Origin of the sequence: Sphingomonas montanisoli, from assembly GCF_008274695.1 — a bacterium.
Lineage (GTDB): Bacteria > Pseudomonadota > Alphaproteobacteria > Sphingomonadales > Sphingomonadaceae > Rhizorhabdus > Rhizorhabdus montanisoli.
In genome coordinates, this window is sequence record NZ_VTOU01000002.1 from 661,140 (window position 1) to 673,251 (window position 12,112).

Here is a 12,112-nt window from a genome sequence, read left to right on the forward strand (position 1 = left end):
GTCAAAGGGTCATGCGCGCGGATATGCGGATGGTCCTCGGCTGCCCGGGATATATCCACAGCGGGCTGTACGAACTCTGCGCGTAACGTCTGTCGAACAGATTGTCGGCTTCGACCCGCAGGCTTAGCTGCCGGGAAAAGGCATATTCCAAGGCGGCCTTGGCTTTTACATAGCCGGGCAGGATCAGCCCGCTCGCATCGATCGCACCGGCCCGATCGCCGACATAGGTGAGCCCGCCGCTCAGCGACACGCCGCGCCCGCTATCGTCGAGGAACCGGCCCACGGCGAACAGCGCGCCGTTGTGCGCCGGCACGTTGAGGACGCGGTCGGTGGCGAAGCTGGCATCGTCGGCGCGCGCGTGGGTCCAGGCATAATTGGCGATGATCTGCCAGTGCGGTGTGATCTTCACCGACGCATCCGCCTCGATCCCCCGGCTGCGCAGCCGGCCGACGGGCGCGAGGAAGTTCGCGTCCGTCGGATCGTTGGTCAGGATGCCCTGCTTGCGGATGTCGAACCATGTGATCGCCACATCGATGCCGCCGCGACGCAGCGCTATGCCGGCCTCATACCCCTTGCCGGTTTCGGGCTCGAAGCCCTCTCCATTGCGATCGGTGCCTGAATTGAGCACGAAATTTTCGCCCCAGTTGGCGTGGACGGCGATGACATCGTTGACCTGATATCGGCCGCCGACCCGGAAGGTCACGGGCTCGTCGATCGCTTTTCCGATCCGGCCGGTGCGATTGTTGCGGATGCGCTGGCGATAGGCATCCAGCCGCACCGCACCCGACAGGGTGAGGCGGTCGGTCGCCGCCCACATGTCCTGCGCGTATAGCGTGCCGGACCAGCGTTTCTCGTCATTGTTGGTGAACGGCAACAGCACCGGCGGCGCGGCGCCATAGACCGGCGCGAACACGTCGATCGCATAGGTCGCGTCTGCGGTCGGGTTGCGCCGCATCCACCGCTCGCCATAGTCGAGCCGATATCCCTTGGCACCGACGGCGATGCGGTGGGCGCCGATTCGGCCCGACACTTCCAGCCGCGCCGAAAGGTCGTCGACCGAGAAGTCGCGCGATCGACGCTGGCGCCACAAAGCGCGGCCCACCAGGCGCGACTGATCGGAGGAAAAGCCCTTCAACGTGCCAGTGCGCCACGCGAGGCCGCTGTTGATCGCCCATCCGCTGCCCAGATCCACCGTCGTCGTCAGCTGGTGTCTCTCGTTGCGAAAGCGCGTCGTCCCATCTGCGGGCTCGCCGTAGAAGGTGGTGCGCTTCGCCCCGTTGGCATCGCCGTTGATGGCAGGGACGCCCCGATCGAACGGCGTGTCGAACCGATTGAACTCGCCGACATATGTCAGCCGCACGGCGTCGCTGGGGTGCCAGCTGATCGATGGCGACACCACCCGCCGCTTCAGCGAGACGAGGTCGCGCCATCCATCCGAATCCTCCGCCGCGATCACGATCCTGGCGGCGATCGTGGATGATAACGGCCCGGTGGCATCCAGCTCGATCCGTCGCGTGTCGAACGATCCGTAGGTCAGCGTCGCGCTGGCGGCGGGCGTGAACGCCGGCGTCTTGGTCACGATGTTGACGCGGCCTGCCGGGTCGATATCGCCGAACAAGGCGCCGGCCGGGCCTTTGAGCAGCTCGATCCGTTCGGCCGTTGCGGGATCGCGCGGCGGCCCCATGCCGCGATTGGCCAGGAAACCGTCGACATAATATTCGGCGCCGCCATCCGGCGTGCCCAGGAAGCCGCGGATCGCAAAATTGTCCATCACGCCGCCGCGATTGTTCTGGTTGCTGATGCCGCTGACCAGTTCGAGCGCATCGGACAGGCGATAGGCACCCGCCGCGACGATCAGATCGCGTTCGATCGATCGGCTCGATTGCGACATCCGCCTGGTCGCGACATCTGACGCGATCGTCGTATCGCGGTGCGTGGCGCGTGTGCCCAGCACCACGATTTCGTCCGCGTCGTCGTCGGTGGTGGGGACCGGCAGTGCGGATTGGGCAAGCGCGGGATCGGCGCACAGCAGCATGGGCGACAGCAGCGCCATCGCGACGGGTTCGCGGAACAAGCTCTTGCCTTATCTGTGATGATGTATCATCGCCACTGACCGAAGGAGACCCACTCTGTCAACCCTCGCTCATGGTCGCCGCGCGGACAGCGCCGATGCTGTCATGCCTGTTTCGCCCGCGTCGGCCTCTCGCTCCCGCATCGGCTCGATCGATGCGCTGCGCGGGCTCGTGATGCTGTTGATGCTCGTCGATCACACGCGCGAATTCTTCTTCATTCACGCGCAGGTAAGCGATCCGATGGATGTGGAAGCGACCGCCCCGTCGCTGTTTTTTACCCGTCTCGCCGCGCATCTGTGTGCGCCTGTCTTCGTCGCGCTCACCGGATTGGCGGCCTGGCTCTATGCCGCGCCGCGCGGCGGCGCTGGGGCGGCTTCGGGCTTTCTTCTGAAGCGCGGGCTGTTTCTGGTGGTCCTGGAATGGACGGCCGTGAACTTCGCCTGGACGTTCGATCCGACGCCGCCTGTGATCTTCCTGCAGGTGATCTGGGCGATCGGATTGTCGATGATCGCGCTGGCGGGGCTGGTGCATCTGCCGCGGTCTGCATTGATCGCGGTCGGGGTGATTATCGTGGCGGGCCATAACCTTCTCGATCCGATCGCGATCGCGCCCGGTGAGCCGGGGCATGTGATCTGGTCTATCCTTCACGATCGCGGCCTGATCGATCTGCCGTGGGGCGGACAGGCACGCACCTCCTATCCGCTGCTGCCGTGGATCGGGGTGATGGCGCTGGGCTATGCGGTCGGCCCCTGGTTCGCGCGCGCCGTGGCACCTGCCTTGCGCCGCCAGCGACTGATGGCGACCGGATCGGTCATGCTGCTCGGCTTCGTGCTGCTGCGCTCGATCAACATCTATGGCGAGCCGTTGCCCTGGGCGGCAGGCGACACGGCGCTGCTTACGACTATGAGCTTCGTGAACCTCACCAAATATCCGCCGTCGCTCGACCTCCTGCTCCTTACGCTGGGCATCGGCACCTGGCTTCTGGTGGCGCTGGAGGCGATGAGGGGGCGCCTGCCCACGGCGCTGGCAGTGTTCGGGTCGGCCCCCTTATTCTTCTACATCCTGCACCTCTACGTCCTGCATGCGCTCAACCGGGGCGTGGGGATGATGCTGGGGCGCGACGGGCCGGTCAGCGTCCCATCCGTGGGTGCTATCTGGCTGCTGGCTGTGATGGTGGCGCTGCCATGCTGGTTCGCCTGCCGACGCTTCGGGGCGGCGAAGCGCGCCAGCGACGCCTGGTGGATGCGCTATCTCTAGGCAGAGGGACAAAGAAAAAGGCCGGCGGGTCGCCCCGCCGGCCTTCGAAATGGGATGGAGCGAAGGCTTAGGCCTTGCAGCTCAGCGTGCCCTTGCCGGGTGCGGTCAGCTCGATCGTCGAACCGTTGCCCTTGATGGCGTAACCGCCCTCGGCGACGTAGGGCTGACCATCGGCCGGCGCGGTCAGCGTCGTGGTGGGGCCTTCCTTGGCGGTTTTCAGCGTGGCGGTGTTGTTGTTGAAGAACGACACGTCGACCAGGCTGTTGTCCTTGCAGCGATAGGCATGGCTGCTGACGATGGACGGCGGCAGCTCGACCGGAGCGGCGGCGTTCAGCTTGGCGGCATCCGGATCGGGGATATCGCCGGCGACGACGGTCTCGGGCTTGGAGTTGCAGGCAGCGAGGAGCAGCGATGCGCCCAGCGCGACGGCGGAAAGTGTGAGCTTGATCTGCATAGCGGGGCTGTGTTTGCGTTTCTTGTGTGCGCTGCGTCAAGAGGCCAGACGTCGCATTACGCCCAAGAATCGGCCAATTGCGTAATAAGCATTCAGATTTTCGCTGCACCGAGCCAAAAACTTACCGCGCTCCACGCGTGCTGCTTTTCCGAAAGGGGTTTGGTAAAGGCGGGGCTCGACGATGGAAGGTCGATCAGCGGCGGATGCGTCGCTCCGGCGAGCAATTTTCGCCCGATTCGCGCTGCAGTCCCGCCGTTGAAACCGATGGCACGCAGCGCGGGCAGGCGATCGATCAGCCCGGTCAGGTCGTTGCCGCGATGATCCTTGATCGCGCCATCAAGGCTACCTGCGCGCACCGCATCGGCCACGACGTCCCACACGCCCACATGCGCCGCGCGCAACGCCGCGAGCCGTGCGTTGTAATCCATCGCGTGCAGATCGACCCCGATCGCGCCGCCCACCAGTTTCCAGAACTGGTTCTGCGGATGCGCATAATAACGCTCCGCCTTCAGTGAGGCCTCGCCCGGCAGGCTGCCAAGCAGCAGCACGCGCGTGCGCGCATCGACGATCGGCGGGAAGCTGGCTTTGCGGGTCATCGGTCGCGCAGGGCCCAGTTTATGATCGCACGCACGATCCACCACACGCCGATGGTGGCCAGCAGCACCAGTCCCAAGGTGATCGGCAACCGTGCCCGGCCGCACGGCGCGGGGTCGGGGACGGCGTGATGGGCGCATCCCCACAGCATTCCGAACAGGATCGCGCTGCCGATCGTGAAGAAGAAGGCGAGGGCGGCGAGGCAGCCCAGGCCGCCGCCGAGGGTGAAGGCTCCGCGATAGCGATCGTCGTCCATTGGCGGACCGTGCCAGCTATGATGCCTCTTGACAATGTTCTCTTTATGTTCTAGTCGGGCGAGATGCTCCGTGCGCTGGTCCTGCTGATCCTGTCCGCCTTCCTCGGTCGCCGCGCTGCTGCACAGTGCGGCGGGGGTGTGATCGTCCGCGTGCTCGATTTCGGCGCGCCGCGACTGGGCAAGCGTGCAATGCCTTGTCGCCGGAGCTTCCGCCGCGGCGGCCGTCGCCCCGATATCCTGCCCGACACCCCAATCGCCGTCATCGATCCTGCTTTCCTGCCGCCTGCGGCTTTCGGGATCGGCTTTCTGCGCCCGTAAGGGTGCCGGCTCTTTGCAATGGCGAAAGCTACTAAGGCCACGAAAGCCACGACCATTGTGGCTTTCACGGTAACATCGCTCCGCGCGTCCCAAGAGAAGCTATGTTGGCAAGTCCGTTCCGCCTCCGCTATCTCCGACGCATGGCTCTAGACAGTTTTGCCGGCGACGCGCTGGCCCTGATCGGTAACACCCCGCTCGTCCGCCTGAAGGGACCGAGCGAGGCGACCGGTTGCGATATCCTCGCCAAGTGCGAGTTCATGAACCCCGGCGGATCGGTCAAGGATCGCGCCGCGCTCGCGATAATCGCCGATGCGGAGGCGCGGGGGCTGCTCAAGCCTGGCGGTACGATCGTCGAGGGGACCGCGGGTAATACCGGCATCGGCCTCGCGCTCGTCGGCAATGCGCGGGGTTACAAGACCGTGATCGTGATGACCGACACGCAAAGCCGCGAGAAGCAGGATACGTTGCGCGCGCTGGGCGCCGAACTCGTCCTGGTCGCGCCGACCGCTTATTCGAACCCCGCGCATTACGTCCACACCTCGCGTCGCATCGCCGAGGAGATGGAGGGGGCGCTCTGGGCCAACCAGTTCGACAACACCGCCAACCGCCTTGCCCATATCCGTACCACCGCCCCCGAAATCTGGGCGCAGACTGGCGGCAAGGTCGACGGTTTCACCTGCGCGGCGGGCACCGGCGGCACGATCGCCGGCGTCGGGTTGGGCCTCAAGGAATTTAACGAGAATGTCGTGATCGGCCTCACCGATCCGCATGGCGCCGCGCTCTACAATTTCTACGCCCATGGCGAATTGAAGGCCGAGGGCAACAGCGTCGCCGAGGGGATCGGCCAAAGCCGCATCACCGCCAATCTCGATGGCGCGCCGATCGACACCCAGTTCCGCGTTTCGGACGAGGAGGGGCTGGAGCAGGTCTTTGGCCTGCTGGAGCGTGAAGGGATGTGCGTCGGCCTGTCGTCCGGCATCAACGTCGCCGGCGCGATCAAGCTGGCGAAGGAACTGGGGCCGGGCAAGACGGTGGTGACGATGCTGTGCGACAGCGGGATGCGCTACCTCTCGTCGCTGTTCAACCCCGCCTGGCTGGAGGCCAAGGGGCTTCCGGTGCCGGAGATGTTGCGGCGGTAAGCCGTTGACGACGGCCGCGCGCTATCCGACATTACGCGCGTGGCCGACGATCACACGCAACGCATCAGAATAGGAATCACCGGGCTGGCCGTCGTGCTGCTCGTGGTGCTGTTCGCGGCTGCCGTCGTCGGTTTCCGCACCCGCGACGCGGAGCAGGCGGACAATGGCGCCGTCCTGAACAACGAAGCCGCCGCCGCCGAAGCCCCGAAGGATCCGCTCGCCGAACTCGGCGTCGCGCCGGGCGGTCAGCCCACGACCACCGAAAGCGCGCCGCCGCCGCCCAAGCCGGACCCCGCCGCGCGCTGACGGTTCCGATTCGCCCGCTCTGCCGGGCTGAATTGGCATTGCGGGGAAAATGATTCACACTTGCCGTCGCGGCTGTCCAGCATGTGCCCGCAGCTTTGCACACATAGTTATCCACAGGCTCAAGGGTCGTGAAATGCCCGCTCCATACGCCCGGAATCGGCCTTTCCCGATCTCCGCGATCACCCGTGCTTTCCCGAATTATCCCCAATCGGATCCATAAGATTCCGTATTAGACCATAAAATACCATTGAAACCCCTTCGGCCCCGATATAAACCTGTGTTCATGCAGGTGGTGGGCAAGGATTCTGCCGTGGCGCTCTAAGCCACGAGGACCGAGGTAAATCGGGCCTGAGGCGGAACCTTGCTGACAAGGGGTTTTGGCTTGGCGGTTTTCGCGGATTTCAGCGGTCTGCAGGTGAATGGGGTCGACCAGAAGGGTCGCGTCTCCATGCCTTCCGCGTTCCGCGCGACGATCGAGCGCCGCTTCGCCGGCCACGATCTCCACGGTGAAGCGCTGCGCACCGTCAAGATGAGCCCGTCGGATCTCGGCTGCATCGAAGTGGTCGACGCGACCACGATCGCCGAGGTGAAGTCCGACGTGATGGCCGAATGCGAGGCCGAGGCGGAAGGCGACAAGGTCAAGGCCAAGGCGCTGTTCCAGAAGAAGATCTTCCGCCGCCTGGGTCTGTTCACCGACGTCACCTATGACGAGGCGGGCCGCATGGTCCTGCCGCAACTGCTGCGGGACGAGGCCGGCATCCAGGGCGAGGCCGTGTTCTTCGGCGGCGGCGACAGCTTCCAGATCTGGAGCCCGGAAAAGTTCGCGGCCGAATATGCCGACGTGCCGATGCTGATCCGCCAGATGGAGCAGGGCAAGGCGTCTCGCCGCGGGGCGGCCAAGGCATGAGCGCGGCTCCCCACATTCCCGTCCTCATCGACGAGGTGATTGCCGGCCTGGCTCCGCAGGCTGGCGAGACCCATGTCGACGGGACGTTCGGTGCGGGTGGCTACACGCGGGCGATCCTGGTGACGGGCGCACGCGTCTATGCCTTCGATCGCGATCCCGATGCGATCGCGGAGGGGCGTGGTCTCGAAGCGTCCGAAGACAATCTGATCCTCGTCCCCGAACGCTTCTCGCGTATCGCCGAGGCGCTGGCGGAGCGCGGCGTCGATCAGGTCGATGGCGTCACCCTCGATATCGGCGTGTCATCGATGCAGCTCGATCGCGCCGATCGCGGCTTTTCCTTCCAGTCAGACGGTCCGCTCGACATGCGGATGGAGCAGTCGGGCATGAGCGCCGCCGATTTCGTCAACGAGGCGGAAGAGGAAGAGATCGCCGACGTGCTCTACACGCTGGGCGAAGAACCGCGTTCGCGTCGCGTCGCCCGTGCGATCGTCGCGGCGCGGCCGATCACGCGGACGTCGCAGCTGGCTGAGGTCGTGCGTCGTGCGCTGGGCCATCGCCCGCACGAGAAGAAAGATCCCGCGACCCGCACCTTCCAGGCGATCCGCATCCACCTGAATGCCGAACTCGACGAGCTCGAGCAGGGGCTGGCCGCGGCCGAGAAGGTGTTGCGCCCCGGTGGTCGGCTCGCGGTCGTGTCGTTCCATTCGATCGAGGATCGGATCGTGAAGCGGTTCCTGCGTGAACGCAGCGGCGCCACGCCCGCTGGCTCGCGTCACCTGCCCGATGCGCGTGGCTCCGGGCCAAGCCCCAGCTTCGAAGATGTCGACAAGCCGGTTCGCGCCGGCGAGGCCGAGCTTGCCCGTAATCCCCGTTCGCGGTCGGCCACGCTGCGCGTCGCCCGCCGCACCTCCGCGTCCGCGTGGAATTTGCGTACCCGTCAAGAAGGATCACAACGATGATCGCGATGCGTTTTCGGTCGATCGTGTGGACGGGGGCGGCGTGTTTCGCCATCCTCGCTTTCTATCTGATGTCGCAGTTCGTCGCCGCAAAGCGGTCTGAACTCGCCCGCACCGATCGCGAGATCGCGCGGACGCGGGCGGAAATCGCGCAGCTGGAGACCGAGATCGGCACCCGTTCGGGCATGGGGCAGATCGAGCATTGGAACATCAGCGTCTATGGGCTCGAAGCGCCCAAGGTGCAGCAGTTCAAGAATGCCGTGCAGTTCGCCGCGATCCTCGAACCGAACACGCCGGCCATGTCGCAGGCGGTCAATCCGGTCCGTCAGGCGAGCCTCGACGTGCCGAGCGCGCCGGCTGTCGCCGCGCCCGCGCCGGTCCCGGTTTCAACCCCGCCGGTCGTTCACGCAGCGCCTCCGCCGCAGGTCACGCTCGCCTCTGCGCCTGAGCCGCAGCCGACGCTGCGCTCGGCCAGCTTCGTGCAGGCCAGGCCGCAGGCAATGGCACCCGCCGCGCCTTCGGCGATCCATGAGGCATCGCTGCGCAAGGTCGCGGCGGTGTCCCCTGCCGCGAAGCCCGCCGCCAAGAAGAAGACCAGCCTCGACGATGCCTGGCTCGCCGACATCACCGGAGATGCCAAGCCCGCCCGCAAGGCGCGGCCGTGACCACAGCGGCCCTCTCGGCCGATCTTCCGCGTTCGCGCGCACCCGTCCGCACCGCGGAAACGATCCGCGTCGCGCAGCAGCGGCTGATCTTCCTGCTGACCGCCTTCGCCCTTGTGACGGCGGTGATCGCATCCCGCCTGCTCTATCTCGCCGTGGCGAACTTCCGCGATGGCGGCGCCTCGGTCGCGGCCGTGGGGCCGCGCGGGATGATCACCGATCGCAACGGGATCGTCCTCGCCTCGACGATCAAGAACTGGTCGATCGGTATCTTCCCGAACCAGATCATCGGCGATCGCGATCATCTGGCCGCCGAACTTGCGCGCATCATTCCGGGCAAGACGCAGGCGCAATATCGCGCCCTGCTCAACCCGCGCAAAGCCAAACCTCGCAAGGACGGCAAGCCGACCCGCGGGCCGTTCGTTTATCTGAAGCGCAATGCCGTCCCCGAAACGGTGTCGGCGATCAATACGCTCGGCGAGCCCGCTTTTCAGTTGGGCCGCGAGTCAGAGCGCTTCTATCCGCAGGGCACGCTCGGCGCGCAGGTGCTCGGCTATCTCGATCTCGACGGCAAGACGCCCGTGTCGGGGATGGAGGCATCGCTACAGAAGGATCTGACCACCCGCAACGGCGCGCCCGTCGCTCTGTCGATCGACAGCCGCGTACAGGCGGCGATGGAAAGCGCGCTCTACGCGCAGATGGTGAAGCATAGCGCGGTTGGCGCGGCGGGCATCGTCCTCGATGTGCGCACCGGTGAGGTGTTGGCGATGGCGTCGCTGCCCACCTTCAATCCCAATGCGCCGGGCCGCACCCCCGTCAGCCAGGACGAGCGCCAGCCGGACGCGCGTTTCAACCGCGCGATCAAATCGGTGTTCGAACTGGGTTCGACCTTCAAGATGATCACGGTCGCCAACGCGATCGAAAAGGGCGTCATCACCGATATGGGTCGCAAATATGATGCGACCGCGCCGCTGATGGTCGGCGGCTTCAAGATCCGCGACGATCACCCTCAGAACCGCTGGATGACGACGCCTGAAATCCTGATCCACTCGTCGAACATCGGCACCGCGCGGATCGCGGACGAATTGGGTCAGGAGCGTACGTCGCACTTCTTCCGCGAGCTGGGTTTTGACAAGCCGGTCGATATCGAGCTTCGCGGTGCGGCCAAGCCGATCTGGCCCGGTTTCTGGGCGCGGACCACGGTGATGACCACCGCTTATGGCCACGGCATCGCGGTGACGCCGCTCCACCTTGCCAATGCTTATGCGGCACTGGTCAACGGTGGTACCTTCCGCAACGCGACGATGCTCAAGGTCGAACCCGGCGCGCAGGTGCCCGGCCGTCGCGTGATCAGCGAAGCGACCAGCGCGCGGATGCGGCAGATGATGCGTCTCGTCGTCACCCAAGGCACCGGCAAGGCCGCGAATGTCGAAGGGCTGCGCGTCGGCGGCAAGACGGGTACCGCCGAAAAGAACCTGCACGGTCGTTACATCCGCAATTCGCTGCTCGTCACCTTCGCGGCGGTGTTCCCGATGGATCAGCCGCGCTATGTTCTGATCGGCACGCTCGACGAGCCGCACGGCACCGCCGACACTTATGGTTTCCGCACCGCCGCCTGGACGGTGGCGCCCGCGATCAAGAAGGTCATTGCGCGGATCGGCCCGTTGCTTGGCGTGATGCCGGATGCCAGCCGCGACGTCGATGTCACCGATCTGATGCCCTACATCAAAGTGGAAAAGCATGCGGGTGAAGCACCTGATTGAGACCGTGGAGGGATCCGCCGCTGATGTCAGCGTGACGGGTTTCGCCATCGATCACCGCAAAGTCGCGCCGGGCACCGTGTTCGGCGCGTTCAAGGGTGCGCGCTTCAACGGTGAGGATTTCATTGCCGAGGCGATCGCGTCGGGCGCCATCGCAGTCGTTGCGGCACCCGAGGTCAAGGTCGAAGGCGCGATTCACGTCGCCGACGCCGAGCCGCGCCAGGCATTCGCCCGGCTGGCGGCGAAGTTCTTCGCGCCTTTCCCCGACACTACCGTCGCCGTCACCGGCACCAACGGCAAGACCTCGACCGTCGAACTGACGCGCCAGCTGTGGCGTATGGCGGGCTTCCACGCCGCGTCGATCGGGACTTTGGGCGTCACCACGGCGGACGATCAGGTTTCGACCGGGCTGACCACGCCCGACATCGTCACCTTCCTGTCGAACATGGCGGGGCTGAAGAAGGAAGGGGTGACCCACGCCGCCTTCGAGGCATCGAGCCACGGTCTGTCGCAATATCGTACCGAGGGCCTGCCGGTCCGCGCGGGCGCCTTCACCAATCTCAGCCGCGATCACCTCGATTATCACGGCACGATGGAGGAGTATTTCGCGGCCAAGCTGCGGCTTTTCACCGACGTGATCGAGCCCGATGGCGCGGCGGTCGTCTGGGCCGACGATATCTGGTCGACCAAGGTGATCGATGCGGTGAAGGCGCGCGGGCTGCGGCTGATCTCGGTTGGCGAGACGGGCGAGACGCTGCGCCTGCTCGATCGCACACCGACCGCGCTCGGCCAGACGCTCATCATCGAAGTCGACGGCAAGCCCCGCGAACTCAAGCTGCCGCTGATCGGCGCCTATCAGGCCGCCAACTCGCTGGTCGCGGCGGGCCTCGTCATCGCGACCGGCGGATCGGTCGATCAGGTTTTCACCTCTCTCGCGCGCGTTGCCCCCGTGCGCGGACGGCTGGAGCGCGCGGCGATCAATCGCGCCGGCGCTCCAGCTTACGTCGATTATGCGCATACGCCCGACGGCCTCGAAGCCGCGATCCAGGCGCTGCGCCCGCACACCGACAAGCGCCTGATCGTCGTGTTCGGCGCGGGTGGCGACCGTGACACCGGCAAGCGCCCGCTGATGGCCGAAGTCGCCGCGCGGCTTGCCGATCACGTTATCGTCACTGACGACAATCCGCGCTCCGAAGATCCCGCCGCGATCCGCCGAGATGTGCTGGCGGGTGCGCCCAAGGCGACCGAGATCGGCGACCGCCGCTCGGCCATCGCGGCGGCTATGGCCGAGGCGGGGGCGGGCGACATCGTTCTCGTCGCGGGCAAGGGGCACGAACAGGGCCAGATCGTGGGTGACCGCATCCTTCCCTTCGACGACGTGACCGTGGTGCGGGAGTGCGCGGCGTGATGCGGCTTGCTCTCCTCCCCAAT

13 protein-coding genes are annotated in these 12,112 nt (G+C 65.8%); 9 read left to right on the top strand and 4 right to left on the bottom strand.

Annotated elements, in window-relative coordinates; genetic code table 11:
• Position 1 precedes the first annotated feature (1 nt).
• Complete coding sequence (locus FYJ91_RS08985) at positions 2-2,074, bottom strand: TonB-dependent siderophore receptor (RefSeq protein WP_246152541.1); 2,073 nt, start codon at positions 2,072-2,074, stop codon at positions 2-4.
• A gap of 103 nt (positions 2,075-2,177) precedes the next feature.
• On the opposite strand from FYJ91_RS08985, the gene FYJ91_RS08990 reads away from it, so the two are divergent.
• A complete protein-coding gene (locus FYJ91_RS08990) occupies positions 2,178-3,329 on the top strand; it encodes an acetyltransferase domain-containing protein (RefSeq protein ID WP_149521914.1) in 1,152 nt (383 codons plus the stop codon).
• 67 nt (positions 3,330-3,396) lie between these two features.
• Here FYJ91_RS08990 and FYJ91_RS08995 read toward each other — a convergent pair whose 3' ends face one another.
• The 3 genes from FYJ91_RS08995 to FYJ91_RS09005 all read right to left on the bottom strand — a co-directional run bounded on the left by FYJ91_RS08995 (position 3,397) and on the right by FYJ91_RS09005 (position 4,633).
• Positions 3,397-3,783, bottom strand: coding sequence for a hypothetical protein (locus FYJ91_RS08995; protein ID WP_149521915.1), 387 nt, complete (start codon positions 3,781-3,783; stop codon positions 3,397-3,399).
• A 92-nt stretch (positions 3,784-3,875) separates the two neighbouring features.
• A complete protein-coding gene (locus FYJ91_RS09000; RefSeq protein ID WP_149521916.1) occupies positions 3,876-4,379 on the bottom strand; it encodes a DNA-deoxyinosine glycosylase in 504 nt (167 codons plus the stop codon).
• Entirely contained in the window at positions 4,376-4,633 is a 258-nt protein-coding gene (locus FYJ91_RS09005) for a hypothetical protein (protein WP_149521917.1), read from the bottom strand. Before FYJ91_RS09005 ends, FYJ91_RS09000 begins: the two co-directional genes overlap by 4 nt.
• Positions 4,634-4,696: 63 nt before the next feature.
• Here FYJ91_RS09005 and FYJ91_RS09010 point away from each other — a divergent pair, with 63 nt between their 5' ends.
• From FYJ91_RS09010 to FYJ91_RS09045, 8 genes are all read left to right on the top strand, one after another.
• Entirely contained in the window at positions 4,697-4,951 is a 255-nt protein-coding gene (locus FYJ91_RS09010) for a hypothetical protein (RefSeq protein ID WP_149521918.1), read from the top strand.
• Positions 4,952-5,091: 140 nt separating this feature from the next.
• On the top strand, positions 5,092-6,090 hold the full coding sequence (locus tag FYJ91_RS09015; protein WP_149522334.1) for a cysteine synthase A: 999 nt from the start codon (positions 5,092-5,094) through the stop codon (positions 6,088-6,090).
• A gap of 39 nt (positions 6,091-6,129) precedes the next feature.
• Positions 6,130-6,396 (top strand): hypothetical protein, encoded by a 267-nt coding sequence (locus tag FYJ91_RS09020; protein WP_149521919.1) that lies wholly within the window; start codon positions 6,130-6,132, stop codon positions 6,394-6,396.
• A 382-nt stretch (positions 6,397-6,778) separates the two neighbouring features.
• Positions 6,779-7,303: a division/cell wall cluster transcriptional repressor MraZ gene (locus tag FYJ91_RS09025; RefSeq protein WP_149521920.1), complete on the top strand. Its 525-nt coding sequence runs from the start codon at positions 6,779-6,781 to the stop codon at positions 7,301-7,303.
• Complete coding sequence (gene rsmH / locus FYJ91_RS09030) at positions 7,300-8,262, top strand: 16S rRNA (cytosine(1402)-N(4))-methyltransferase RsmH (RefSeq protein ID WP_149521921.1); 963 nt, start codon at positions 7,300-7,302, stop codon at positions 8,260-8,262. Before FYJ91_RS09025 ends, rsmH begins: the two co-directional genes overlap by 4 nt.
• On the top strand, positions 8,259-8,924 hold the full coding sequence (locus tag FYJ91_RS09035; RefSeq protein ID WP_149521922.1) for a hypothetical protein: 666 nt from the start codon (positions 8,259-8,261) through the stop codon (positions 8,922-8,924). The genes rsmH and FYJ91_RS09035 overlap by 4 nt, the downstream gene beginning before the upstream one ends.
• Complete coding sequence (locus FYJ91_RS09040; protein WP_149521923.1) at positions 8,921-10,684, top strand: peptidoglycan D,D-transpeptidase FtsI family protein; 1,764 nt, start codon at positions 8,921-8,923, stop codon at positions 10,682-10,684. Before FYJ91_RS09035 ends, FYJ91_RS09040 begins: the two co-directional genes overlap by 4 nt.
• Complete coding sequence (locus tag FYJ91_RS09045) at positions 10,662-12,089, top strand: UDP-N-acetylmuramoyl-L-alanyl-D-glutamate--2,6-diaminopimelate ligase (RefSeq protein ID WP_149521924.1); 1,428 nt, start codon at positions 10,662-10,664, stop codon at positions 12,087-12,089. The genes FYJ91_RS09040 and FYJ91_RS09045 overlap by 23 nt, the downstream gene beginning before the upstream one ends.
• Positions 12,090-12,112: the final 23 nt, after the last annotated feature.

What these genes read in the sequence shown, in the direction of transcription:
- FYJ91_RS09045 (WP_149521924.1), top strand. Translation starts at nt 10,662, where the DNA reads ATGCGGGTGAAGCACCTGATTGAGACCGTGGAGGGATCCGCCGCTGAT.
- FYJ91_RS09035 (WP_149521922.1), top strand. Translation starts at nt 8,259, where the DNA reads ATGATCGCGATGCGTTTTCGGTCGATCGTGTGGACGGGGGCGGCGTGT.
- FYJ91_RS09015 (WP_149522334.1), top strand. Translation starts at nt 5,092, where the DNA reads ATGGCTCTAGACAGTTTTGCCGGCGACGCGCTGGCCCTGATCGGTAAC.
- FYJ91_RS08990 (WP_149521914.1), top strand. Translation starts at nt 2,178, where the DNA reads ATGCCTGTTTCGCCCGCGTCGGCCTCTCGCTCCCGCATCGGCTCGATC.
- rsmH (WP_149521921.1), top strand. Translation starts at nt 7,300, where the DNA reads ATGAGCGCGGCTCCCCACATTCCCGTCCTCATCGACGAGGTGATTGCC.
- FYJ91_RS08995 (WP_149521915.1), bottom strand. Translation starts at nt 3,783, where the DNA reads ATGCAGATCAAGCTCACACTTTCCGCCGTCGCGCTGGGCGCATCGCTG.
- FYJ91_RS09010 (WP_149521918.1), top strand. Translation starts at nt 4,697, where the DNA reads ATGCTCCGTGCGCTGGTCCTGCTGATCCTGTCCGCCTTCCTCGGTCGC.
- FYJ91_RS09005 (WP_149521917.1), bottom strand. Translation starts at nt 4,633, where the DNA reads ATGGACGACGATCGCTATCGCGGAGCCTTCACCCTCGGCGGCGGCCTG.
- FYJ91_RS09000 (WP_149521916.1), bottom strand. Translation starts at nt 4,379, where the DNA reads ATGACCCGCAAAGCCAGCTTCCCGCCGATCGTCGATGCGCGCACGCGC.